Annotated in this window: 23 protein-coding genes; 12 read left to right on the forward strand and 11 right to left on the reverse strand. The window is 42.0% G+C overall.

The window, feature by feature from the left end:
- From ACEYW6_RS20695 to ACEYW6_RS20720, 6 genes are all read left to right on the forward strand, one after another.
- The coding region (locus tag ACEYW6_RS20695) for a tyrosine-type recombinase/integrase (protein ID WP_412981220.1) at positions 1 to 609 on the forward strand (609 nt) is incomplete at its 5' end.
- Positions 610 to 667: 58 nt separating this feature from the next.
- Positions 668 to 889 carry a hypothetical protein gene (locus tag ACEYW6_RS20700; protein ID WP_012412874.1) on the forward strand — a complete coding sequence of 74 codons (222 nt, stop codon included), beginning with the start codon at positions 668 to 670 and terminating at the stop codon, positions 887 to 889.
- Positions 890 to 1,279: 390 nt separating this feature from the next.
- Positions 1,280 to 1,483 (forward strand): hypothetical protein, encoded by a 204-nt coding sequence (locus ACEYW6_RS20705; protein WP_412981221.1) that lies wholly within the window; start codon positions 1,280 to 1,282, stop codon positions 1,481 to 1,483.
- A 57-nt stretch (positions 1,484 to 1,540) separates the two neighbouring features.
- The gene (locus ACEYW6_RS20710) at positions 1,541 to 1,870 is read left to right on the forward strand and encodes a hypothetical protein (RefSeq protein ID WP_412981222.1); all 330 of its coding nucleotides are present in this window, start codon (positions 1,541 to 1,543) and stop codon (positions 1,868 to 1,870) included.
- Positions 1,871 to 1,883: 13 nt separating this feature from the next.
- Complete coding sequence (locus tag ACEYW6_RS20715; protein WP_412981223.1) at positions 1,884 to 2,180, forward strand: hypothetical protein; 297 nt, start codon at positions 1,884 to 1,886, stop codon at positions 2,178 to 2,180.
- 134 nt (positions 2,181 to 2,314) lie between these two features.
- Positions 2,315 to 2,623 (forward strand): hypothetical protein, encoded by a 309-nt coding sequence (locus tag ACEYW6_RS20720; RefSeq protein ID WP_412981224.1) that lies wholly within the window; start codon positions 2,315 to 2,317, stop codon positions 2,621 to 2,623.
- Positions 2,624 to 2,823: 200 nt separating this feature from the next.
- Here the strand turns inward: ACEYW6_RS20720 and ACEYW6_RS20725 are convergent, their stop codons facing one another.
- Entirely contained in the window at positions 2,824 to 3,132 is a 309-nt protein-coding gene (locus tag ACEYW6_RS20725) for a hypothetical protein (protein ID WP_412981225.1), read from the reverse strand.
- Between the two features lie 677 nt (positions 3,133 to 3,809).
- Here ACEYW6_RS20725 and ACEYW6_RS20730 point away from each other — a divergent pair.
- Both ACEYW6_RS20730 and ACEYW6_RS20735 read left to right on the forward strand, forming a co-directional pair.
- Positions 3,810 to 4,586, forward strand: coding sequence for a hypothetical protein (locus ACEYW6_RS20730; RefSeq protein ID WP_412981226.1), 777 nt, complete (start codon positions 3,810 to 3,812; stop codon positions 4,584 to 4,586).
- A gap of 2 nt (positions 4,587 to 4,588) precedes the next feature.
- Complete coding sequence (locus ACEYW6_RS20735; protein ID WP_412981227.1) at positions 4,589 to 5,080, forward strand: hypothetical protein; 492 nt, start codon at positions 4,589 to 4,591, stop codon at positions 5,078 to 5,080.
- 137 nt (positions 5,081 to 5,217) lie between these two features.
- On the opposite strand, the gene ACEYW6_RS20740 is transcribed toward ACEYW6_RS20735, so the two are convergent.
- The 5 genes from ACEYW6_RS20740 to ACEYW6_RS20760 all read right to left on the reverse strand — a co-directional run bounded on the left by ACEYW6_RS20740 (position 5,218) and on the right by ACEYW6_RS20760 (position 8,171).
- Positions 5,218 to 5,661 carry a DUF29 domain-containing protein gene (locus ACEYW6_RS20740; protein WP_412981228.1) on the reverse strand — a complete coding sequence of 148 codons (444 nt, stop codon included), beginning with the start codon at positions 5,659 to 5,661 and terminating at the stop codon, positions 5,218 to 5,220.
- Between the two features lie 34 nt (positions 5,662 to 5,695).
- A complete protein-coding gene (locus tag ACEYW6_RS20745) occupies positions 5,696 to 5,953 on the reverse strand; it encodes a BrnA antitoxin family protein (protein WP_109007450.1) in 258 nt (85 codons plus the stop codon).
- A gap of 3 nt (positions 5,954 to 5,956) precedes the next feature.
- A complete protein-coding gene (locus tag ACEYW6_RS20750; RefSeq protein WP_412981229.1) occupies positions 5,957 to 6,223 on the reverse strand; it encodes a BrnT family toxin in 267 nt (88 codons plus the stop codon).
- An 85-nt stretch (positions 6,224 to 6,308) separates the two neighbouring features.
- The gene (locus tag ACEYW6_RS20755; RefSeq protein ID WP_412981230.1) at positions 6,309 to 6,587 is read right to left on the reverse strand and encodes a LapA family protein; all 279 of its coding nucleotides are present in this window, start codon (positions 6,585 to 6,587) and stop codon (positions 6,309 to 6,311) included.
- Positions 6,588 to 6,746: 159 nt separating this feature from the next.
- Positions 6,747 to 8,171, reverse strand: a complete 1,425-nt coding sequence (locus tag ACEYW6_RS20760; protein ID WP_412981231.1) for a phosphoglucomutase/phosphomannomutase family protein — start codon at positions 8,169 to 8,171, stop codon at positions 6,747 to 6,749.
- A gap of 146 nt (positions 8,172 to 8,317) precedes the next feature.
- Here ACEYW6_RS20760 and ACEYW6_RS20765 point away from each other — a divergent pair, with 146 nt between their 5' ends.
- The gene (locus ACEYW6_RS20765; protein ID WP_190891502.1) at positions 8,318 to 9,172 is read left to right on the forward strand and encodes a PD-(D/E)XK nuclease family protein; all 855 of its coding nucleotides are present in this window, start codon (positions 8,318 to 8,320) and stop codon (positions 9,170 to 9,172) included.
- A 307-nt stretch (positions 9,173 to 9,479) separates the two neighbouring features.
- On the opposite strand, the gene ACEYW6_RS20770 is transcribed toward ACEYW6_RS20765, so the two are convergent.
- On the reverse strand, positions 9,480 to 11,147 hold the full coding sequence (locus ACEYW6_RS20770) for a transglutaminase-like domain-containing protein (RefSeq protein WP_190891508.1): 1,668 nt from the start codon (positions 11,145 to 11,147) through the stop codon (positions 9,480 to 9,482).
- Between the two features lie 479 nt (positions 11,148 to 11,626).
- Here ACEYW6_RS20770 and ACEYW6_RS20775 point away from each other — a divergent pair, with 479 nt between their 5' ends.
- Both ACEYW6_RS20775 and recF read left to right on the forward strand, forming a co-directional pair.
- Complete coding sequence (locus ACEYW6_RS20775) at positions 11,627 to 14,485, forward strand: cation-translocating P-type ATPase (protein ID WP_412981232.1); 2,859 nt, start codon at positions 11,627 to 11,629, stop codon at positions 14,483 to 14,485.
- A gap of 139 nt (positions 14,486 to 14,624) precedes the next feature.
- Positions 14,625 to 15,746: a DNA replication/repair protein RecF gene (gene recF / locus ACEYW6_RS20780; RefSeq protein ID WP_412981233.1), complete on the forward strand. Its 1,122-nt coding sequence runs from the start codon at positions 14,625 to 14,627 to the stop codon at positions 15,744 to 15,746.
- Between the two features lie 25 nt (positions 15,747 to 15,771).
- Here recF and ACEYW6_RS20785 read toward each other — a convergent pair whose 3' ends face one another.
- The gene (locus ACEYW6_RS20785) at positions 15,772 to 16,221 is read right to left on the reverse strand and encodes an MgtC/SapB family protein (protein ID WP_412981234.1); all 450 of its coding nucleotides are present in this window, start codon (positions 16,219 to 16,221) and stop codon (positions 15,772 to 15,774) included.
- A 638-nt stretch (positions 16,222 to 16,859) separates the two neighbouring features.
- Between ACEYW6_RS20785 and ACEYW6_RS20790 the strand changes: the two genes are divergently transcribed.
- Positions 16,860 to 19,232 carry a putative PEP-binding protein gene (locus ACEYW6_RS20790; protein WP_412981235.1) on the forward strand — a complete coding sequence of 791 codons (2,373 nt, stop codon included), beginning with the start codon at positions 16,860 to 16,862 and terminating at the stop codon, positions 19,230 to 19,232.
- 105 nt (positions 19,233 to 19,337) lie between these two features.
- Here the strand turns inward: ACEYW6_RS20790 and ACEYW6_RS20795 are convergent, their stop codons facing one another.
- The 3 genes from ACEYW6_RS20795 to ACEYW6_RS20805 form a co-directional block, all read right to left on the reverse strand.
- Positions 19,338 to 20,510, reverse strand: a complete 1,173-nt coding sequence (locus ACEYW6_RS20795) for a hypothetical protein (protein ID WP_412981236.1) — start codon at positions 20,508 to 20,510, stop codon at positions 19,338 to 19,340.
- 229 nt (positions 20,511 to 20,739) lie between these two features.
- Positions 20,740 to 21,396 (reverse strand): DUF1361 domain-containing protein, encoded by a 657-nt coding sequence (locus tag ACEYW6_RS20800; protein ID WP_190895112.1) that lies wholly within the window; start codon positions 21,394 to 21,396, stop codon positions 20,740 to 20,742.
- A gap of 465 nt (positions 21,397 to 21,861) precedes the next feature.
- Complete coding sequence (locus ACEYW6_RS20805) at positions 21,862 to 23,073, reverse strand: hypothetical protein (protein ID WP_412981237.1); 1,212 nt, start codon at positions 23,071 to 23,073, stop codon at positions 21,862 to 21,864.
- Between the last annotated feature and the right edge of the window lie 64 nt (positions 23,074 to 23,137).

Below are 23,137 nucleotides of genomic sequence, written 5' to 3' on the forward strand. Positions count from 1 at the left end.
GTAATCACGGCTTTGTTCAGTTTTGCTGTTGATATGGGATATCTCAAATCCAATCCGGTTGCGGGTCTCACAAGACGCAAACCTAGTCGAGAACAAGGAGAACACGCGACTGATGAGGTTGTGCGTTACCTTACTCCATACCAATTAAGTATCCTGTATGGTGTCATCAAAAAAGATATTCGTTTGTCTGCATTGGTGCGTTTGTTGCATACCAGTGGCGCTAGGATTGCTGAGGTACTGGCTCTAAATTTAGATGACATAGACCTCGAAGCTCGGAAATTTCAGGTTGTTGGAAAAGGCAACAAGCAACGGTGGTGTTTTTACAGTGAAGTAGCACTCACGAGTCTAAATAACTACATTGAATATTATAGACATCCCAAGCATCCAGCACTGTTTACTGCTCAACAGCCAAAAACTTTAGAAGTATCCCGCCTTTCTTATCGTATGGCGCATAAATCCTGGATTAAGCTCATTAGAGATAGTCCTGAACTCCAAGAAATTCGTATTCACGACCTACGGCACACTTTTGCTACAGAGCGAGTTGGATTAATGGGAATTGAAGAACTCAGGGCGCTCATGGGACATGAAAGCATTCAGACAACATTATAAAACTGAGCATTTCGCGGATTGGAAGAGAATTAGGGAAGTTGCAAAATAGGAATTAATTATGAGCAACCCTGACAATCATCCTGTTTTTGAAATTACCGTTACCGAAGAAGATGGAACTTTTTACGAGTCGTTTATTGCGTATGTTGATGGAGATTTATTTCGATGCTTGAAAATTTTAGATTATCCCGAAGACTGGGAAATTGATACAGAAGAACTATCAAAAGACACGCCGGAAGTGAAGTGGTATTTATGCGAATCTCAAATGATTGAAATCGATTGATAAACACTATAGCCTGCTATGCTAGCCAAGACTATGGATCTGAACTGGAGGGTTTCAATAGGCACACAGCCAAAATATAATACAAGCCAAATGCTATCGAATCATTTTGATAGTTTATTGGCAGATGCCAGATTTAATTTTACCATGCCTAAATACTATTTTAGGGAAAAGTGTATTGGAATTGTACGGTATTGTGAATGTATTGAATGTACCGCTTTTGATTGCTACGAATGCCAAAAGAGAATACCAAAAGGTCAAGAAAATATTATTTACTGGTCGGATGATAACCTACACTACTATTGCCAAGATTGCTTGCCAAAACAATTAGAAGCGATTCAACAAACAGTAGATTACGGGTTAAATGAAACGCACGATAGTTTTTAAAAATATATGGGGAAAAGAAAATTAAAGCCAGGCGATCGCGTAATCTTTGAATCGCACGATGAACATTGCTTGCCATTTCAGCAAGTTGGCATCGTAAAACGCTATATTTATCCACACTTTCACCCAGATGGATATATTGAAATTGTGGATGAAGCTGGCGATACAATTCTTTACGGCGAAGCAGGCAAAGGGATTCAGAAGGCGAAATGACGAAATGGATATTTTTAAATTTTGTACAATCATCTCATCAAAGCATGGATTTATACAATGAGAATTACTGAAATTTACGTGAGGAATAATTGTTTAGTATTTTGCACCGATGATGGATGTAAATCAATTTATCATTTATCAAATATTGTTGTAGATACAGGCTTATCAATAGATTCGCTCTCTCCCGAAAACCTACCAGAATCAAGAGTACAAACAATTATTGAAGCTGAAGGTGAACAAATAGCAATAATTGAAATCAAAGGCCCAACTGGTAGATTAGAAAATGCGGAAAATTGCCTTGAGGCTAGTTATAGTGAAGCTACTCACAGTTGCTCTTATTACTTTTCCGGGCAAATAAACAATATCTTAAATCAACTTTTTAGTTAATTTTATGATAAAAATGAAACACCGTGGTATAAGTATTCAAACCTACCAAGATGACATTACAGAATTTTGGTACGCTACAGCAAAACACCCCAAAGAGAAAGGTGCAAGCTTAAAATCTCATGCTGATTATCCCACCCAAGAAGCTGCACAAAAATATATGTGTGGCGTGTTAGATGCAATCTTAGATCAGTGTTCTGCTTGTGCTGGGGAGGGAAAGATCTATCGCTGGTTGGGCGATCAGTCGCCTCAAAAATGCAATTGGTGTAATGGCACTGGCAACATTAAAAATGTACAGCAAATGACATTTTAGGAACCATGAGTAAATGCCCAATAGGATTAATTTGTGAATTTTTTGATTGTGATAAGAAACAATGCTTTCAATTAGTTAAACCGTGGCCACTACCTTATTGCGATAGATCCTTTGATATTGAATGGAGATTATAGATGGTTATGAACGCGGATATGTTTATAGTAGTTCAAAGCACTGAAGAAGAAGGTTATTACTTTCTTAATAAAAATAAATTTCTTCCTGAGTTGGACGATGCTCAACAATTTACTAAACAAGAAGCAGACAAGCAGGCAGAATATTGGGATTTATATTGGAAGCAAAATGAACATCCTCCAGAGCTAACAATTATTAACACCTTTGTCACCACTCGCGAGCAAATACAGCAGATATATCAAGAGCGTGAACGTCAATGGACATTAACAGTGGAAAAGTATAATGGCCAAACTAGCAATACTGATTATTGATTGCGCTAGATGCTGGACAAAAACCGTCAAAAGACAAAATGGAGATTTTGACCAATTTAGTTTTTTGGATAGTGGCATTACTTGAATCTGGCTTGGTTTCATGTCAAATAGCAACAATTAGCAAGCAAAGATAAATGAATAATAGACTGTTTCCTGAACGGCTTGTTCTCCCCCTTCACTCCAGGGTGCTATTTCTCTGTTTAGTCTAACATCCATGTACAAACTTCTTTATGTCCGTTAACAGCTTGCTCCCAATTTGAATATCTCCAGAATTTACCATTGTATTCACCTCCAAAAACCATAGTTTCAAAAAGCTGTGGTTCAAGATTTAGTAAATTAGAATAATCCTTTCCCAAAAAAATTGTAGATACTCTTCCCCAAGAAAAAGTACTTAAAGCTACTTGTACATTGTTATCATCTTTCCGCCACTTAGACCATTGCTCAAGACTTGTGGGAGCAATAGGTTTGTGATTTTGATCTAATATATAAAGACCATCGAGTATATTCATACAGTCCCCTAAAATAACTAACAACTTTAAAAAATATACGACCAAAATAGAAACACGATTTTGAGAATTAGATACAAATCTAAAATTGAGTTATAAAGAAATTTTTGATCTTCTTTGTCAGGAATATCACTTTCACGCCAATTTCCTAGAAAAAGCTTTGAATTGTAAATGTCCATTTGCCTTGATTGGTTTTATTTGCGAATTAGAATCATAGGAACTTTCTACTTATGAGTATAGATAATCGGCGTAATTGACGCACACGGACACCTGAAGAGAAGCGATTACTATACAAAATTCTTTGCCAATCGAAACTAACCAAAAGAAGCTCCTAAAAAGCCAAAGAAGAAATTAGAATTTGACCAAAAATAATCGCAGGCTGCGGTAAATTTTATAAAATTGCTAGCCAAAATCGCTAAAACTTAGATACAGCAAGCCCTTTTAGACCATTTTTCCGGAAATTACACCCTATCTCGGCTCAATATCACTTACGGGTATTATTGAAAATTGGTGGCTAAAATGCTTATGGGGGAAGGGTTTCAGCCTTAGCGTACAATTTTCCCGTTTTGGCACGGTGACGCCAAATTGGTGAACAGGCTCAACAAAAATACGAAAGTAACCTGCAAAACTTAAAAGCAGCCTGGGAAATTACTAACCAGTCAGCAGAAGTTTATGGTCAAATGCAGCTTCGTATCAAACAGGGTACAATTTCAAACTTTATAGCTTTTATCGAGAGAATTGGTCAGCGAGCTTCCCAAAACAATCTGGATATTCTAACTGGATTAGACATCTCCACTCAGCAAATTCAGGAGTACAAAACAGAAGTTATCAAAGCTGAACAGTGGGTGAAAGGTGGTGTGTCAGCAGCCGTTGCAGCCTCAGCAGCAGGTTCTGGTGCAATTACCTTAGCAAGGACTGTAGGTACAGCTACTGTTTCCAGGTTCTTTGGATTGTGGACTGCTCAAGTCGGTATCTCACAACTTGGTGGTGCTGCGGCTTGGAATGCGACCATAGCTTGTTTAGGTGGTAGCAGTATGGCGGTTGGTGGTGCTGTGTTGGGAAGTATTACACTCGGCCCCGCGTTGATGGTTGGGGGTTTTCAACTTGCTGGTAAGGGTGAGGAAGCTTTGACTAAAGCGCGAGAATATGAAGCCAATGTCAACGTAGAGATTGCCAATATTGAAGCAGCTCAAGATTTTCTCTTACAGGTTAAAAGGCGAACAGTGGAACTAGCTAATTTAGTGTGTAATTTAAACAACCGTGCTAAATCTGCACTTCAAGAGCTTGAAGCCCAACCTTTTAATCGCGATCGCGATGCTAGCAAATTTCAAGAAGTAGCACTTTTAATTAAAGCACTTGCAGAAATTATGAAAATTCCTATTTTAGATCATGAAGGACTGTTAAACTCTGCTACTTTAACCATCCAAGCTAAATACAAAACTCTGGGAGTTAATTAGCAATGGTTTTACCAAGTATTGGTACAGTATGTACTGCGGTTAACGCGACAAAATCGTTAGTAAGCATTGTTTCCAGTTACAAGCAAATTGGAGAGCAACAACGGACTAAAAGACGTGAGATAGCAGCTTTGCAAAAAACACAATGTGTAGACATAGTTTCTTCAGCTTATATTGAATATAAGATAATTGCCGAACAGGAACAGACAAAGAGACGAGAGATTGATGCTTGGGAAAATGAAACAATTACCAAGATTAACGCCCAGCGAGAGTTGCTGATGGCGTATCTAGATCGCTCTTTTGATGAACGTGCAGAAAACTTTCGCGCTTTATTTGCTGTCGTTGATAATGCGATCGCATCTGGCAATAATGATCAATTAGCCCTTACCTTAAATTCAATCACAGAAATTGCTAAATTAAGCCCTTTCAAAGACCTTGCTAACTTAGCTTCTGTTCGCGCCGCCCTGGATGATCCAGACCACGAATGGACATTTTGATTTTATAACGGCGCGATCGCTCTGCCAAAAGTTTCTAAAAAGCCTGCGTTGTCAGGCTTTTTTTATATAGTGTGAGGCTTACAGGCGTTATTATTTAATAGCGATCGCCACTACCCATACAGTCACAAATAAAGTTATCAAATATCGCTTGCTTCCGGTAGCCAGTCTTCATCCAACAGTAACTCTAAAGAATATGGGCACTGTTCTGGAAACACGGATAAAAGTATCCCTGTTTGCTTGGCTGCTTGGTGACGCGCCCTTTGATAACTTTCCTGAAATTGCTCTGTAGGATAGTTCTTAAGACTAGGACTATCTTCTATCGCTAACTCAATTTGGGTGCGAGAATCAGTAATCGAATCGAGCCAACTATCTGAGCGACGCTGGGGTTGATATTGCCACTTGAGCAGATGCAACAGTAAGCGAGTTAGTTGACTGGCAATAGCCCGCCGTTCACTTTTGCCCAAGCCTTCAACCTCTTCAATCAGATGTTCTACATCAATTTCATGCCAGCGATGCGATCGCAATAGTTGGGCTGTCTGCTCAATCCACAAATTAAAATCTGCTTTATAAGTTGCGCTCATAGCCGTTATTGATCTTAAGCAAGCCAAAATATCCTTATTTTCCAATACGCTCAAGTTCCTCTCGCAATACTCGCCGTAATGTATCTTCTAACGGTTCACGGCGCTGCTGAATGTACTCACGCAAGGCATCGTTAATCAAAGTTTGGTAATTTCCTCCACCTGCTGCATGAACTTGGTCACGAAACCATGCTAATACTTCATCATCTAGGCGAATTGTAATTCGAGTTTTGCCTGTTGGTGTTGATTCAATCGCTCCCCGCTTGCCTTGGCTAAAATCATACTCAGCTTCCATCACTTATCCTTCTTCATACTGCTTTAGTTCATAGCGCGTAGCTTTGCGGGCAGAAATCAATCGAATCTCATCATTGCGCCATGTATACACAACTACTAAAACTCGACTGAAAGCATCTATCCCAATAGTGATAAATCTCTCTTCATCAAAACGTTGATCTGTGATGGTAATTGCTAAATCGTCAGAAAATACCGTTACTGCATCAGCAAAGTCAACGCCATGCTTACGAAGATTGGCTGCTGCCTTATCCCTATCCCACTGATACGCCATCTCAATCTATTGTATGCACATTCGTGCATATCACCAGATGAAGATTACTTAACTGGTGTAATTCTATGTGTTTTTTTTTCAACCCTCAAAAGTCTTCATCATCGACAAAAAATTCGGCATCCTCTTCCAATCGAGAATTACCCTGCCCAAAACCAGCAAGTCCCCACAGAGGTTGCAGCAGTGCCATACCAATTAAACCTATACCGGCACTAAAAGCTAGCACTAAACCCATTGGTATCTGAATCGATTGGAATGTTAAGAATTTTAACGATACAGGTGTGGCATTTTGGACTGAAATAATTGCGATCGCTATCACCCAAACCGTTACAACTAGAGATGTCAAAAAAGGAGCCAGAGTTTTCATACTTTGATCGAAGTTAGGAGTTAGGAGTTAGAAGTTAGGAGTTAGAAGTTAGGAGTTATATTTTGCTCGAAATTAAAAATGAGGAGTTAAGAATTGTTACTTTACAACTCTTAACTCCTAATTCATAACTCTTAACTTTTAATTCCTAACTCTGACAAATTAAACTGCTACTGCCTCTAGTTTAGCAATGGCACTCTCTAACTCTTGGGCGATTTGGGTGAGTTTTTCGGGAGTGTTGGTTTCTAGGTAGACGCGTACCAGTGGTTCTGTACCAGAAGGACGTAGTAAAACCCAGCTACCTTCTTCTAAATACAGCTTAATACCGTCTTTACGCCCCACTTCCTTGACTTTAATTCCAGCTACCTCTGTAGGTGGATTTTTAGTAAAGGAGTCGATGACGGCGGTTTTGTGCGCCTCTGTGAGGTGCAAGTCTAGGCGGTTGTTGTAAAGTGGGCCATCTGCTTCAGCGATCGCTTCTTTGACAAGTTGACTTAGCGGTTTGCCTTCATAAGCGATCGCTTCTGCCACCAGCATATCGGCTAAAACCCCGTCTTTTTCGGGAATATGCCCGATAATACTCAAACCGCCTGATTCTTCTCCACCAATTAATACATCAGTTTCGCGCATTTTTTCGCCGATGTATTTAAAACCAACTGCTGTTTCGTAAATTTGCAGCCCATTTTTAGCAGCAAAATTATCCAGCAGGTGGGTTGTCGCCACAGTGCGGACAATAGCGCCTGTTTTACCTTTGTTTTTGATTAAATGACGTGCTAGAACTAACAGCACAGTATTCGGAGTCAGGACGTTTCCTTGTTCATCGACGATGCCAAAGCGATCGCTATCTCCATCCGTTGCCAAGCCCAAATCAGCTTGATCGCGAACTACTGCTTCCACTAACTCAACTAATTGTTCTCCTTTGGGTTCTGGCATCCCACCCCCAAATAAAACATCCCGCCAATCGTGGAAACTTTCTAACTGAACGCCACTATGTTGCAAAACTTCATCTAAATATCCGCGAGAGGTAGAATACAAAGCATCGTACTTTACCTTTAAATTAGCGCTTTTGATTTTTTCTACATCAAGTAGGGTGTAGATAAATTGCAGATAATCAGGTTTTGGGTCGAAAATTGAAATTGAACCTGATGGGTTGCTTCCAGGCAACTCATCCGATGCACTTTCTATATTTGCCACAATAGTATCAGTAATCTCTGGAGTGGCAGGCCCAGCATAATCGGGTATATATTTAATTCCACAGTAGGGTGCTGGATTATGACTAGCAGTAAACATTAACGCCCCAGCGGAATTTAAGTGACGGGCGTTGTAGGCAATTACTGGTGTAGGGCAATCCCGATCAGTAACTTTCACAGTCCAACCCAAGTCTGCCAGTACTTGGGCCGCTGTTTGGGCAAACTGGTCAGCTAAAAAGCGAGTATCGTAGGCAATAAGTACTGGTCTGTCTTTTGTGTAGGCTGTTTCTAAGTAAGTGGCTATTGCTCTTGTTACTTTCCGCACATTGGGGAAAGTAAAGTCATCGGCAATAATCCCTCGCCATCCATCGGTACCAAATTTTATCTTGCTGGACATTTTTGCCACTTGCTCCCGTACATTATCAGTACTATTCAAGCTTCCCGCAAAGCGTGTGTAGCAGCAAGTATCCCCCGAAGTTCTTTTCTAAGGAAGCCTTAGCTTAAACTTCTCCCCACCGTATTTTCTCTCACTGTTTCTGAGCAATGTCAACCCCCGATCGACCTTTTGCCAGTTATCACCTTTGGTCTCTAGTTGCCCCAGCGACCGGGCAAGAACGCTGGCATTGCCAGATGAGACGGGGGTTTATCAAAGCGCGGCAACACGAACCACAAGTCAAAGCACTGTTAACGCAAGCCACCGCACCCCAGCGGATTGGGATACTCGCCCAAAAAGGCGTTTATGAGTTTCATCATCACAGGCATCTGTTGAAGCAAGCAGATGGTGTAGAAAGAGTTGCACAGCTACTTAAATTAGCCAACTCAAGCGATCAAGTCCAGCAACGCGTGCTGCAAATTTTAAAAAAATATCACGATGCACCGTTACTTTTGGATAAAGATATTATTCAATTAACTCCGGGTGATGAAGGCTTTCCCAAACCGATAGTAGTTGAACAAGAAGATTATTGCTTTCGCTTATATGCGGCTATGGACTGCGTTTTCATCGAATCTGATAGCACTTTACATATTTTAGATTTCAAAACTGGTAAGTCGGCTTTTGACCGACGACAGGCATTAGTTTATTTGGTAGCTGCTCGTTATCTTTACCCTGGACGGGAAGCTGTCGCATCATTTTATAATTTAGAAATATGTAAAAAGTCTGAGTTAATTAGCATCAATAGTAGTGAATTAGAATCCTTAAAATTTGAGTTAGCGAACATTGCTCACAAGCACCAACACGACTTGCAAAAATATCAAGAACACAGTAGTAATTTCAGTAAAATTTTCCCTCCTAATCCTGGATCTCACTGCCGATTTTGCCCATTTAACTCAATTTGTGACTTTGCTGATTTTAAGCAGCATCAATCATATCCACTGCCCAGTTTAAGAGTTAATAGCTAATTGGTTTACCTGTTTATCTTGGTTCAATATTCAAAAAGATCTGCAAAATTCTCGTACTTTTACTGACCTAACTCTTCACTCTTGTCAGACAACCTAGATGTAAAATACACCGATTTTCTATTCTGTAGATGAGCCTGAGGCACTACAGAAATTTTTTGAATTGTTTGAAGAATACTTGAATAAAAATAAGAGTTTAGAAGTAGACACAAATTGTGGTTAAGCAGAGACTATTAAGGTGCGTTAGCCTACGGCATAACACACCTTACTCGCTTTCTCAGCACCTTTCCAGGATGCTCAATGCCCTAATTCAAAAGTCCGGTAATTCTTTAAGAATTGTGAAGCGAATATGATTAATCGCCAAATCACCGATGGGGATATCTTCTTTGGTTAGTCGCGCACCTTGACTTGTCACAGTTTCAAAAGTGATACCTTTGCCAATTTCAATGTGATACCAGCATAAGCCCATAAAAAAGCGCGTCGGATAAGGCCCCCCTTGACCCACATCGTCAGGATTTGATTCCATTGGCAACCAGCCAAAATTCGGTACGTAAAACTCCAGCCAAACATGATTAAAGTCCGGTTGTAGCGGTACTCCTAGTAAGTCACTATGGGGAGGACATTTGTACCTACCTACAGTCCGACAAGGGATGTCATTTAAACGGCATAACGCAAGTAAAACACCGACATATTCGCCACAGGAACCAACACCTCGCTCTAAAACTATATCTGGCGTGTCAATGTAAGGTTTAATACCGTAGGATAACTCATCATAGACGTAGTTGCGGATGCTGTACATTTTCCGCAGCACATTGGTTTCAGAACCAATGGCTTCTCTAGCAGCACGGCGAACAATGGGAGTGTCCATTGCTAAATCATCGTCATCCACTAGGTAGCGTGTTTGTAATTCGGGGGACAGTTCAGGTATATCTTCTACATCTCTAGGTGTGATGCGATACTTGATGCCTCGAACTTCCAAAAGTGCTTTCCAGCCAAATATATGCCGTTCACCTGGGGTAAGAGAATCAAATTTAAATACTGCTACACGTTGCCCCTCTATCACTTCTTCAGTAAAAGGTATACCAATGGGTTCAACGTGTTTTACCTTTTGACGTTCGGTTTCCGATGGTAAGGCGATACGCCATTCTACCTCAGGTAAATAAACCTCGTCTAGGGGTGCAATTTCCTCAGCATAGGACATCTCAATGAGATAACCGTTAGAGAGGGCGTAGCGCTTATCTGGTTGGTAATGATAATACAGGGGATGAATAAAAGTGCGATCGCGGAACGTTAGCTCATGACTCGGATCAGCATTGGGGTTGTCCCGAATATAAGGCTCCTCTGTGGCGTAGGCGACGTAAATACTTTCTTTACCTGTTTCGTCAGTTTTATGAATTGCTATGCCTGTAGGACATTCAAAAGGGGTCAGGACACTAAATTGTAGTTCTCCTGTTGCCCTGTCCATCGCGTAAACTGATTGTTCGGTGCGATCGCAAATCCACAGCATTTCCTGAGTCACTGCCAAATTTTCTACCCCAACTCCAGGGGCATAAAATCTGGTAATTTCTTTTCGCGTTTCGCGGTCAAAAATCAGAATGTAGCCCAGCCTTTGACAACTGACATAAACTGTCGTTTCCCAAACAGCAACGCCGTCAGCCGGATAAGGCAATGTCACAAAATGTTCCAGTCCCAAAGCATTGAGCTTGCACAAGTAAACACTATTTTCTCGGCTCACCCACAGGGTATCTTCCCATACTGCTATACCAGTGACATCGGTAAATTCTTTAACTTGATGGGGATTGAGAATTTTGCTGTTGTCAGAGGTGGGATCAATCTCCAGTAGATGCCCTTTAATGCTGTCAATGGCAATCAGTCTATCTTTAATGAAAGTAATGCCACACAGGGTAGCAGCAGTCAGCGGTCGAATTGTTTTTTGCCCAAACATCTGGCTTGCGGTCGTGGGGAGTGCAAAACTCATATTAAGCATATTTCTTGAATGGTTTAGCACGCCTGGACAATTCAAAATTAAAAACTCTGCTGGAAAAGTTTGCTAAATCAGGAAACCCTCCTGGCACGCCAGTTCGCTTGAAGGCGAAATACACAAATGGCTGGCTCAACTTTGGGCAAAATTCAAAATTAAGAAATGCAATCGTGCCATGCATCCTGGCTATTGACTAGATGTAAATGAAAGCAATGGCAGCCTAAAATTAATTGTGGCATACGCTCTGCAACAAAGCTTCAAAGCTCTATTACTCACAATTATCGAGTACAATATGTTCCAAAAAACTCTTTCGTGAGAAATAACACTATCTCAAAAAAGGATAAATTTACAAATGTTAAGAATTACATATACACTCATACAACTTAGCGATCGCCTTAATGTAACTTTAGAAGATGGTTTTCCTGCCATCACTAAATTATGATCGAATTTTGTAACCATTTCCTGTGACGTACACGATGTCTGCTAATTCTCTGCCTGAAGGTGCCGCCGTTTGGCATAGTTTAGAAGTTGATAAAGCGCTAGGCCTGCTTGATAGTAATGCAGACAGTGGCTTAACACCCCAAGAAATTCAACAGAGGTTGCAAAAGTACGGCCCCAACGAACTTGAAGAAACTGCTGGCCGTAGTACTTGGGAAATTCTGCTGGATCAGTTCAAGAACATTATGTTGTTGATGCTGATTGGCGTGGCTCTGATTTCTGGGATTTTAGACCTTATAGCTTTGCGGGCGGGGGATTTGAAGCCTGGTGAAGTGCCATTTAAAGATACGATCGCTATTTTAGCAATTGTCATCCTCAATGGCATACTCGGCTACGTCCAAGAAAGCCGTGCCGAAAAAGCCTTGGCAGCCTTGAAAAAACTCACCTCTCCCTTAGTGCGGGTCATCCGCAACACCAGATTGGTGGAGATAGCAGCCAAGGAACTAGTCCCAGGGGATGTAATGCTGCTGGAAGCTGGGATGCAGATAGCCGCAGATGGACGCTTGATCGAACAGTCGAATTTACAAGTGCGTGAGTCGGCACTGACAGGTGAAGCCGAAGCTGTGAATAAACAGGCAACGCTAAAATTGCCCGAAGAAACAGATTTAGGCGATCGCATCAATTTAGTATTTCAAGGAACCGAAGTAATCCAAGGACGGGCGAAGGTTCTGGTAACTAACACTGGCATGACAACAGAACTAGGCAAAATTGCCACTATGTTGCAGTCGGTGGAAAGTGAACCTACACCCTTACAGCAACGGATGACTCAACTGGGTAACGTCCTGGTTACGGGTTCTTTGATTCTCGTGGCAATTGTTGTCGTCGGTGGTGTTATCCAGGCAAGAGGTTTTAGCAACATCCAAGAACTCTTAGAAGTTTCCTTGAGTATGGCCGTTGCTGTGGTGCCAGAAGGTTTACCAGCCGTAATTACCGTTACCCTGGCACTGGGAACCCAGCGAATGGTACGCCAGAATGCCTTGATTCGCAAATTGCCAGCAGTGGAAACATTGGGTTCTGTAACCACTATCTGTTCTGATAAAACTGGCACGCTGACTCAAAATAAAATGGTGGTGCAATCGGTTTCCACCAATAACAAAACTTTTCGCGTCACTGGCGAAGGTTATGCTCCCACAGGGGACTTTCAGTTAGATGGTCAACAAATTTCCCTAGAGGAGTCTCCAGAAATCTCAGCGTTGTCAATCGCCTGTGCTGTTTGTAATGATTCCGTGTTGCAAAAAGAACAAGGTGAATGGGCAATTTTGGGTGATCCTACAGAAGGGGCGTTAGTCACCCTGGCAGGAAAAGCCGGAATCGAAAAAGACCAGTGGAACAGTAAGTTACCTCGCGTTGCGGAATTTCCCTTCTCCTCAGAACGGAAGCGGATGAGCGTGATTTCTCAAGTTGAGGGAATCGCCACAGGTGACGCATCTTCAAGAGGTGTTGACCCTGCGATCGCTAATTTTCTCCAATCTGAACCTTACTTAATGTTTACCAAAGGTTCTCCAGAGTTAACCTTGGCACGTTCGGCTCAAATTCATTTGGGCAATCACTCAGCCCCCTTAACCGAAGAACAACGCCAGAAAATTTTGGCAGAAAATGACCAAATGGCGAGTAAAGGTTTACGGGTGCTAGGTTTTGCCTACAAACCCCTCGCGGAAATCCCACCAGAAGGTTCAGACGAAGCATCTGAGCAAGACTTAGTATGGCTGGGATTGGTGGGAATGCTGGATGCACCACGCCCAGAGGTGAGAGCAGCAGTCCAAGAGTGTCGGGATGCAGGTATTCGCCCAGTGATGATTACTGGTGACCACCAATTAACAGCACGAGCGATCGCTACTGATTTGGGAATTGCCCAAGAAGGCGATCGCTTGCTCACAGGTCAAGAGTTGCAGCGGATGAGCGACGAGGAATTAGAGCAAAATGTTGACTTGGTGAGCATTTATGCTAGGGTTTCCCCAGAACACAAACTGCGAATTGTTCAAGCACTGCAACGCCGGGGCAGATTTGTGGCCATGACGGGTGATGGTGTCAACGATGCCCCAGCCCTCAAACAAGCTGATATCGGTATTGCAATGGGCATTACTGGTACCGATGTCAGTAAAGAAGCAAGTGACATGGTGTTACTTGATGACAACTTCGCCACCATTGTCAGCGCCACTAAGGAAGGTAGAGTTGTTTACACCAATATCCGCCGCTTTATTAAATACATCTTGGGCAGTAACATTGGCGAAGTTCTGACAATTGCGGCTGCACCCCTAATTGGTTTGGGAGGCGTTCCCCTTACTCCCTTACAAATTCTCTGGATGAACTTGGTGACAGATGGTTTACCAGCCTTGGCATTAGCTGTGGAACCTCCAGAACCGGATGTGATGCAACGTCCGCCTTTTAGTCCCCGCGAAAGTATTTTCGCCAGGGGATTAGGTTCTTACATGATTCGCATTGGGATCATTTTTGCCATTATCACCATTGCCTTGATGTGGTGGGCTTATCAACATACCCATGCCCCTGAGTATCAGGGAAATCCCGATACTTGGAAAACAATGGTATTTACTACCTTGTGTATTGCTCAAATGGGCCATGCGATCGCCATTCGCTCTAACAACCGACTGACCATCGAGATGAATCCCTTCTCCAATATTTTTGTACTAGCGGCTGTTGTCGTCACCACGATTTTGCAGTTGATGCTAGTTTACGTCCCACCCCTGCGAGATTTCTTTGGTACTCACTACCTGACTCTAGAGGAATTGGGAGTTTGTATTGGCTTCAGTGCCTTAATGTTTGTGTGGATTGAATCGGAGAAGATATTTTTGCGGATTATGGGCAAGAAGGCTGTCTGAAAAAGTGCGTAGCTATGAGTAGAGACGCGATTAATCGCGTCTGTAATGAGTTATAAGGTATGAGTTTTCAATTCCTAACTCCTAACTCCTAACTCCTAACTCCTGACTCCTAACTACTCTTTGCCCCTAACTTTTCTCTATGTACCTCAAAACTCTAAACCTCCGACAATTTCGTAATTATCAAGACCAAAAGGTTGAGTTTACTGCTGCCAAAACAATTTTGGTAGGTAATAATGCTCAGGGAAAGTCGAATTTGTTGGAGGCGGTAGAGTTGCTGGCGACATTGCGATCGCACCGAATGGCCCGCGATCGCGATTTAGTCCAAGAAGGAGAAGCCGTAGCCCAAATTAATGCCACCCTTGAGCGACAAACAGGCGTTAGTGACCTTAGCTTAACCCTGCGCCGCAATGGTCGCCGTAGCGTTGCTCTCAATGGTGAATCTATCCGCCGTCAAATGGATTTTCTCGGCGTTCTCAATGCAGTCCAATTTTCCAGCCTAGATTTAGACCTAGTACGCGGTGGCCCGGAAGGTCGCCGCAACTGGTTAGATACACTCTTAATTCAACTCGAACCAGTTTATGCTCACATTTTGCAGCAGTATAACCATGTGTTACGCCAGCGCAATGCTTTTTTAAAACGTCATGTAGAGACATTGGATGCAACGTCTCTACACTCAGAACTGGCGGTGTGGGATGCACAATTAGCTACCACAGGAACCAGAGTAATTAGACGACGCGATCGCGCCATCCAAAGATTAGCTCCTATTGCTAGTGCTTGGCACGCCAGTATTAGCGGCAGTACAGAAATTCTACAAATCAATTACGTGCCGAATATTCCTTTAGAGGATAACCATCCTGAAGAAGTGCAGCAAGCTTTTTTAGCAAAAATTCAGCAGCGAGCGATCGCTGAAATGCACCAAGGCACTACTCTTGTCGGCCCCCATCGAGACGAAATAGAATTAACTATTAACCAGACACCCGCTCGTCAATACGGTTCTCAAGGTCAACAACGAACGCTGGTTCTAGCTTTAAAATTAGCCGAATTACAATTAATTGAAGAAGTCGTCAAAGAGCCACCATTGCTATTACTTGATGATGTTCTTGCCGAACTCGATTTATCCCGTCAAAATCAATTGCTTGATGCTATTCAAGACCGCTTTCAAACCCTGATTACTACCACTCACTTGGGTTCTTTTGATTCCCAGTGGTTGAAGTCCTCCCAAATTCTTTTTGTAAAAGCAGGAGAAATAATCCAACAGTAATTATCAACTATGAATAATTTTGACCTTATTCTAACCTTTTAAAAATGTTGAGAACTACAAGAGTTAGCAGAGAACCGATTAATCCTAACTGCCATAAACCACAGCCAGCAGCAATTCCCAATGCAGCCGAAACCCAAATAGCTGCTGCTGATGTGAGTCCATGAATTTCAAATCGCTGTGATTCTTGGGAAGATTGGCGCACAATTTCTCCAGCACCAAGAAATCCTACACCAGTTGCAATTCCCTGAATTACACGGCTAAGTGCATCAGTAGTATCTTGCAGTCCTCCTGTTTGCATAATTATCAAAATAAAAATGGCTGAACCGAAACTCACCAGCATGTGAGTTCTTAAACCGGCTGGTTTGTGCCTAATTTCGCGGTCTAAGCCGATTATCGCTCCAATTAGCAATGCAATGCCTAGCCGGAAGCTCATATTCAGCCAATCATTAGTTGCCAGGTAGTAAGTGTTTGACAATGCTTAGTTTGGTATAGAGTATTCTATATACTAGGCTAACTGATAATATTTTTATTAATGGAGTTTAATCCAATGGGTTTAGTGCAATAGCCTATCTCATATTTGGATTTTATCGATTCAGGAATGCTTTTTAAGCTAGTAATTAATATCTTCCATTGTTAGGATTATTTTTCAATAATATCTTCTTTCAGTCAATAAATTGAGGTTTGCATGATGAAATTATGGAAACGATCATAATTTGGACAAACTACATGAATTTTAAGTTTATTAAATAGTTTTTGGGCCATTTAAAATAACTAATGCTATAAAAGCCTACCTTAAATTGCTAGATTTAACCCATACACTTAATAATTAAATATGACACCGCCATGTACAATCTCGATAAAGAACTAAACTCCCGGTTTTAGGGAAGGGAGGCGAAATGAAGGCAAAAATTTGATTTCCAAAGAAGTCGAATTACAGGAATACATCGTGTAACTAGCAATTAACCACTAACAAGGTCGGTAAATTCAAGGTAAATGCTGAAAACTATTCCTATTGAGGAGTCCTGATTCAGGAGTCAGTGGATTAACGCCTGATAACGTACCAGGAGGGAATAGCTGTGGCGACAAATAGACAATTGAAAACTAACAAATTGAGTGGATAAACTCTACTGGCTAGACCAAATTAAACTACAAGACCGCGCCAAAGTAGGTGACAAAGCGTTTTTCTTAAGCAAAATTATCCAGCGTGGCTATCCGGTGGTGCCTGGTTTTGTCGTTTCAGCGGAAATTCTACGGCAATTTCTCGAAAATCTCAATAGTTCAGAGTCATTAGTGGCTGACTTACCCCATTCTTCGTTACACCTGGATGTCACTAATTGGCGGCAACTTCAGCAGGTGGCTGGTCGCTTGCGCCAGGAAATTCTGACTGCGACTGTGCCAGAGGAGTGGGTGAGGACAATTTTCCAAGCAGCTAGAGAATTGCAAACTGGCTGTTTAATTCTTCGACCTACCTTGGCAGTATCGACTGCTACCCCAAGTATGAAGAATATATCTGGTTTGCTGGAGTCGGTGTTTTGCCAGTGCGAACCCGAAGCGATCGCTTTTGCATTAAAGCGTACCTGGAGCCAGATATTTCGTGCCAGAAGTCTACTATATTGGCAGCGGGCCGGAATTAATCTGCAACAAATAAATTTAGCAGTTTTGGTGCAACCTGTTGATAATGCGATCGCCAGTGGTTTGCTCAGAGCCAACTCCTCTGGGTGGGAAATTGAAGCTACTTGGGGATTAGGAATTGCGATCGCTCTTGGCGAAGTCCAGCCAGATGTTTACTACATTCAACAGGCAACTGGGATTGTACTTGAGCAACAGTTGGGCAATAAAATGCTTGCTTATGGTGTGGATGATGCAGCACCTGAAGATTTTTCGCAACCCATCCCCAAGTCAGCGCTAACACCAGATCACTCTTGTCTGAATACCTACCTACTTCAGGAAGCCCAACAAAAACAGTACGCTTTACAAGAAGAATACTTACAACAAATAATTGCTCTGGGAACTCAACTGGTGAGTGAACTGGGAAAAACCTTTACTATTAAATGGACTATCGCCGGACAAACTCCATCTGGCAAGCTCTACATAACACAAGTTAGTTCTCCCCAATCTGTAATTATTCCCCACGGACACTTTATCAGGGGACTAGGGGCGGCAGGAGGACGTGTTGTGGCGACTGCCCTAGTAATTACTAATCCGCAACATAAACCCGAACAATTACCCAAGGGAGTGATTTTAGTAATACCAACGATCGCACCTGATTGGTTACCATTACTGCAACAACTTGCTGGGATTATTACTGAACAAGGTGGATTAACCAGCCATGCTGCAATTCTTGCCAGAGAATTAGGTATTGCAGCAGTAGTGAACGCAACATCTGCTACAAGCTTAATCCAAACTGGCGAACGACTGCTGCTTGATGGCGACAGAGGAGAGGTTTATCGAATCAAAGGAAACTCAAAGGAGGAGATGGAAAAAGCTACAGAGGAGGAAAGTGGGAAACTGGCAGGAGAAAAGTTTCTTTCCTCGAATCATCACAATCTCAAAGTGCCCCATCCTCCTCTTAGTTCTCATCTACCTATGATTGCTACCCAACTACTAGTTAACTTGAGTCAGTCCAGTTTAATAGAACAAGTGCAAAGCTTTCCTGTGGATGGGGTGGGATTGTTGCGCTCAGAATTGATGGTACTAAATATATTGGACGGGCAACATCCCAATAGTTGGATTTTAGGTGGGCGGCAAGCAGAATTGTTAGAGCGATGGTCTGAGCAGATTATGCAGTTTGCCCGTGCCTTTGCACCAAGACCAGTTTTTTATCGTTCTTTAGATTGGCCGCAGGATTTACCATCATTGAGTGATAATTTACAATCTTCAACCCAGTCGATGTTGGGTGAACGTGGCACCTTCAGCTATTTACGAAATCCCGCAGTCTTTGAGTTGGAATTGCAAGCTTTGGCAAGTGTTCAGCAAGCTGGTTACAGCAATGTCAATCTAATGTTGCCTTTTGTGCGAACTGTGGAAGAATTTGTCTTTTGCCGTCGTAAAGTTGAGCAAGCTCTTTTAACTGAGGTATCACAGTTTCAATTGTGGATGATGGCAGAAGTGCCAAGCGTCCTGTTTTTACTGCCAGAATATGTCAAAGCAGGTGCAGATGGAATTTCTATTGGTACAAATGACCTGACCCAATTATTGCTCGGAGTAGATCGAGAGCAAGGACAGCTAGCAAAAGTATTTAATGAACGTCATCCGGCAGTGATGAGTGCGATCGCTCAACTGATCCAAATGGCTAAAAGTGCCGGTATACCTTGTTCAATCTGCGGTCAAGCACCAGCCCTCTATCCAGAAATCATAGATAAGTTAGTGGAATGGGGGATAAATTCTATTTCCGTGGAACCGGAAGCAGTGGAGCGAACATATCAGGCGATCGCTCGTGCTGAAAAACGTCTAATTTTACAAGCTGCACGACGAAAAATTCATTAGTTAAGAGTAATTAAATTTTTGATTTTTTAACGATAGATATCACAAAAGACCCCACCTCAATATACTCATAGGGTGGGGTAGCGATCGCCTGAAAAACCGAAATTGTTAATATCGGTAAATCGCCGCAACGGCTGTACTATATGGAATCTGTTCAAAGGGAACGGCGTAAACCGTGCCACCATTTAATAAAGTATGAGCAGCAACAAAATCCAACAAATCCTCATCACCAGCTTCTTTTTCTGGGTGCAAATAAACCGTTTCTGAGGTTGGATCGAATAAACCCCACTGTTGCTGACCAACTGCAACTAGTAATGAATCCACTCGTTGGTAATAAGCAGCTGAGACAATTTCTTTGAGGTTGTTAGATGCTTTACCAGTATCACCACCAAACAATTTGTGAAATTGTTCCAAAACCTCTTGCTGCGACTTCTGGAAATCAGCCTCGACAATCGGCCAAGCTTCGTCATGTAACTCTTGGGCGCTGAGAATTTCTGGATTACCCGTGATAGCTTCATCCATCAAATGCTGGTAAGTATTTGCCTGTCTGTACAGAGGCAATAGATACTCTACCCCAGCCAGCACCAAAGGCGCTTTTTGCTCTCGCAGTTTTTCGTGCAATGCGCCATCAATAATCTGAAAGAATTGTAGTATGTATTCTTGTTGTTTATCCTTTTCAGGGCTTCCCTGCCCGTGAAACGTACCTGGTTGCGAAAAGGAATTGGCGGTTCCCCCTCTTGATGTTGCAAGCCGGAACTGACCTTCTTTAGCAGTCTCGTCTTTTTGCAAAGCTTCATCTAGACTTTTAGGAAGATTTTCTACTTCCACCTCATTGACGGTGTAGCGTGTTCCTTCAAAAAACCTGACATCTTTTTGGCTCAAAGCCAGCATATAGAAACGACCATTGCCATTTAAAATTGGCAGCAGTGGCTTGATATGAAATCGGTCTGTAACCACGACCAACTCTTGAAAATCAATTGGCAGGGTATAGTAGCGAAAAATATTTTCAGAAATAAAAATCGCCAGCCCTTGGTCTCCCATTTGCTCCCAAAACTCTTGGGTATCAATTTCATGGGATTTTTCCAGCAATGCGATCGCTTCTTTCTGTTCCAAACCCGCATCGATTAAACGAGTCTCCGCTTCCTTGACCAAATTTTTAAAGCGAATCGGGTCTTGTCGCACTTCTGGCCCAGCTGGGTGCGTTGGCATATAAATTGAAACACAATTTCCTTTTGGCTGTTCTATTAATATCTTTATTTCCTCTCTAGAGATTAATTGCATCTTATATCCCTCCTATCAACGTGACCAGATAAATTAGACCAGACCATCGATATTCAATGATCTGATAGGGCGTTAGTTTCAGATAGTGGCGGTTGAAGTTCAACCGTTTGCTTCTGAATCTATTTCATCTCAAGGAGGGTTTAGTTACATCTTTCTTTTGACAGGCAATATTAATCAGAGGAATTACTAATTAAAACCTCAAATTTAAAAGCCAAAATCGTCACGTTCATCAAATGTTTGGTGTGTTAGAGTTAGCGCGTCCTGAATTTATCCCTATTCTACTATTTGGTTGGCTAAGACCTAAAGTTACTCGTTTCATAATCCAGTACAAACCTGCAAGTACCACAAAGGTGATAGCAATAATCACCAGGGGCTGTTTCCCAAGAATTTCTTCTACCCCTTTGGTAAGTAAAGCATCAGGTTGAGTAATCAAATCCCAACTGTTGAAACGCAAAAATCGTCCCCAATAAATACCAATAGCGCAAAGAAAATGTGTAATCAACTCAACCCGCCAAATCCATTCGCTCTTGCCTATGCGATGTAAGTAGTAACCCCAATTAATTAACGATATTACATAAGCTTCAAATCCACCGAGAATTACTAACAAATACACAGGAATGAGTATCAAAGTAATCATCCACACCGATTGAATCGTGCGGATATCATCTATTAGGTGAATTACATCAGTCAACAAATATGGTGCATTTGGTAAGAAAGCATAGAAAACTAAGAATCCTAGCCACCAAAGCCAAGAGCCACCACGCCTAAAGCGAAATAGCCACACACTCAAAGCTAAAGGTATAAAAGCCAGAAATAAATTCCAAGTCATCCAACTCATATTAATTCGCAAGACCTGCACAACTCTGGCTATCAATTCTTCTTTCATAGGTGCTAACTCAGAAGACGTTTGATTGATCTAGATTCACTCTGTAGTGTTAGTGTTAACCTCAGTGATTGACTGATCAAATTTTTGTACCCCCAAAGAAATTTTTTACTCCCAGACTAGACAAGGCTTTTGTGTCACTTCAAAAGAAATGCACACTGATATATGTCTGATATTTAGAGTTTTTATGTCTTTCATACTGGGGGATGAAATTTATCAATCAATCAGCTGAAATCACTAGTATAGCCAGAAAATCATCAGGGTAAAATCTACCATAGAAAGAAAGTCTGAGCGGCAAAAATGCCGCTAAATAACTTCCTGTGGACTTTTTTATTGGAATGTTTCCCCTGTCCTGGCTATTATATAGATTTAATTCTGCCCTGCTAGAGTTCCAGAAGCACCCTAAAACTTTTGCCAAGATGCCTAAAATAATCGTGCAATCCCTTCAGAACTAACGATATTAAATAACTAACGCACTAGCACTCGACTACGGGGGCCGATCGCTTGTTTGGGTGAAGCAGGTATTGTGCAGCTATTGGCAGAATCCTGTGAACAAGCAGCCTGAGGAAGGGTTGCAGGGTTGACAACTACTTGATTGCTCTCCAGGGAATTACCATTACTCAACTCCATATTAGGTGTAGTAGAAAGTGATGGATTAGACCCAGATGTGTACGTTGTAGGTGTCGAGGAAGCGATCGCACTACCACCATCAACTATTGGTGTAACAGTGAATGTGTTACCCCCATCAACTATTGGTGTAACAGTGAATGTGTTACCGCCATCAACTATTGGCGCAACAGTGAATGTGTTACCACCATCAACTATTGGTGTAACAGTCAATGTGTTACCGCCATCAACTATCGTTGTGAGAGTGGGTGTGCTACCACCACCAACTATTGGTGCAGGAGTGGGTGTGCTACCGCTATCAACTATTGGTGTGGGAGTGGGTGTGCTACCGCCATCAACGACTGGCGTGGGAGTGATGAGAGTTGCAGTTGCAGGTACTTTAATTGTTATCCTCGCCAAGGGAGAGTTAGTCATTTCCAAAGATGTTACCTTTGGCGAACCTGGAAGATCGGATTTGAAATCAAAGACTGTGGGGGTTGCACCACCATTGCGATCGCTATATCGCACTCCATATCCACTTACTTCAAATGTGCCCTGATACTGGTTTCCAGTGTTTGGATCGGTGACAATACCAGTGTATAAGGCTTTTGTGAGATTAAATTCATCCTGAACTACTCCCTGAAATGTAGTTCCTGCCAATCTTCCCTGGTATTTATAAGGTGTCAACTCACCGTCAGAGAGAATCGGCGAAGTTAGAACCCCGTTGAAGGAGACAATCGGAATGCCTTTAAAGTCAACGTAGTAATGTAGGCTTCCATCATTACGTGTTCTTACTTGTACATAGTCTGACTTGTATACAGGAACGTAATTAGGATTGTTCTTAGTTCCTAAGTTCCGGGAGTAAGTCCCCGTGTCATCTGTATCAACACGAGTAGTACTTTGATTGAAATTGGGATTAATACTGGGAAGTTGGATAGTGCCTGATAATGTGCCAGTACTTTGAATTGTGATTTGAGCGAAAGCACTTGTTCCAGTTAAAGCAATGATGATTGCGGCTAAACTACTGCTGCCAACAACTGCACAACCCAACTTAGTTGATGAATGTAATTTCATGAAAAATTTGCTCCTTTAATCACCTATGAAAAAAAATACGCTTGGCTTTTCCTTCCTGCCATTG

It is taken from the genome of Nostoc sp. UIC 10607 (genome assembly GCF_047228265.1).
GTDB classification, from domain to species: Bacteria; Cyanobacteriota; Cyanobacteriia; order Cyanobacteriales; family Nostocaceae; genus Nostoc; species Nostoc foliaceum_A.

Excerpts from the sequence above, each read along its gene's own strand:
- ACEYW6_RS20705 (WP_412981221.1), top strand. The coding sequence starts at position 1,280 with ATGGGGAAAAGAAAATTAAAGCCAGGCGATCGCGTAATCTTTGAATCG.
- ACEYW6_RS20795 (WP_412981236.1), bottom strand. The coding sequence starts at position 20,510 with ATGCAATTAATCTCTAGAGAGGAAATAAAGATATTAATAGAACAGCCA.
- ACEYW6_RS20800 (WP_190895112.1), bottom strand. The coding sequence starts at position 21,396 with ATGAAAGAAGAATTGATAGCCAGAGTTGTGCAGGTCTTGCGAATTAAT.
- ACEYW6_RS20745 (WP_109007450.1), bottom strand. The coding sequence starts at position 5,953 with ATGGAAGCTGAGTATGATTTTAGCCAAGGCAAGCGGGGAGCGATTGAA.
- ACEYW6_RS20755 (WP_412981230.1), bottom strand. The coding sequence starts at position 6,587 with ATGAAAACTCTGGCTCCTTTTTTGACATCTCTAGTTGTAACGGTTTGG.
- recF (WP_412981233.1), top strand. The coding sequence starts at position 14,625 with ATGTACCTCAAAACTCTAAACCTCCGACAATTTCGTAATTATCAAGAC.
- ACEYW6_RS20725 (WP_412981225.1), bottom strand. The coding sequence starts at position 3,132 with ATGAATATACTCGATGGTCTTTATATATTAGATCAAAATCACAAACCT.
- ACEYW6_RS20750 (WP_412981229.1), bottom strand. The coding sequence starts at position 6,223 with ATGGCGTATCAGTGGGATAGGGATAAGGCAGCAGCCAATCTTCGTAAG.
- ACEYW6_RS20700 (WP_012412874.1), top strand. The coding sequence starts at position 668 with ATGAGCAACCCTGACAATCATCCTGTTTTTGAAATTACCGTTACCGAA.
- ACEYW6_RS20770 (WP_190891508.1), bottom strand. The coding sequence starts at position 11,147 with ATGAGTTTTGCACTCCCCACGACCGCAAGCCAGATGTTTGGGCAAAAA.
- ACEYW6_RS20735 (WP_412981227.1), top strand. The coding sequence starts at position 4,589 with ATGGTTTTACCAAGTATTGGTACAGTATGTACTGCGGTTAACGCGACA.
- ACEYW6_RS20775 (WP_412981232.1), top strand. The coding sequence starts at position 11,627 with ATGTCTGCTAATTCTCTGCCTGAAGGTGCCGCCGTTTGGCATAGTTTA.
- ACEYW6_RS20760 (WP_412981231.1), bottom strand. The coding sequence starts at position 8,171 with ATGTCCAGCAAGATAAAATTTGGTACCGATGGATGGCGAGGGATTATT.
- ACEYW6_RS20740 (WP_412981228.1), bottom strand. The coding sequence starts at position 5,661 with ATGAGCGCAACTTATAAAGCAGATTTTAATTTGTGGATTGAGCAGACA.
- ACEYW6_RS20765 (WP_190891502.1), top strand. The coding sequence starts at position 8,318 with ATGTCAACCCCCGATCGACCTTTTGCCAGTTATCACCTTTGGTCTCTA.
- ACEYW6_RS20710 (WP_412981222.1), top strand. The coding sequence starts at position 1,541 with ATGAGAATTACTGAAATTTACGTGAGGAATAATTGTTTAGTATTTTGC.
- ACEYW6_RS20805 (WP_412981237.1), bottom strand. The coding sequence starts at position 23,073 with ATGAAATTACATTCATCAACTAAGTTGGGTTGTGCAGTTGTTGGCAGC.
- ACEYW6_RS20715 (WP_412981223.1), top strand. The coding sequence starts at position 1,884 with ATGAAACACCGTGGTATAAGTATTCAAACCTACCAAGATGACATTACA.
- ACEYW6_RS20720 (WP_412981224.1), top strand. The coding sequence starts at position 2,315 with ATGGTTATGAACGCGGATATGTTTATAGTAGTTCAAAGCACTGAAGAA.
- ACEYW6_RS20730 (WP_412981226.1), top strand. The coding sequence starts at position 3,810 with ATGCAGCTTCGTATCAAACAGGGTACAATTTCAAACTTTATAGCTTTT.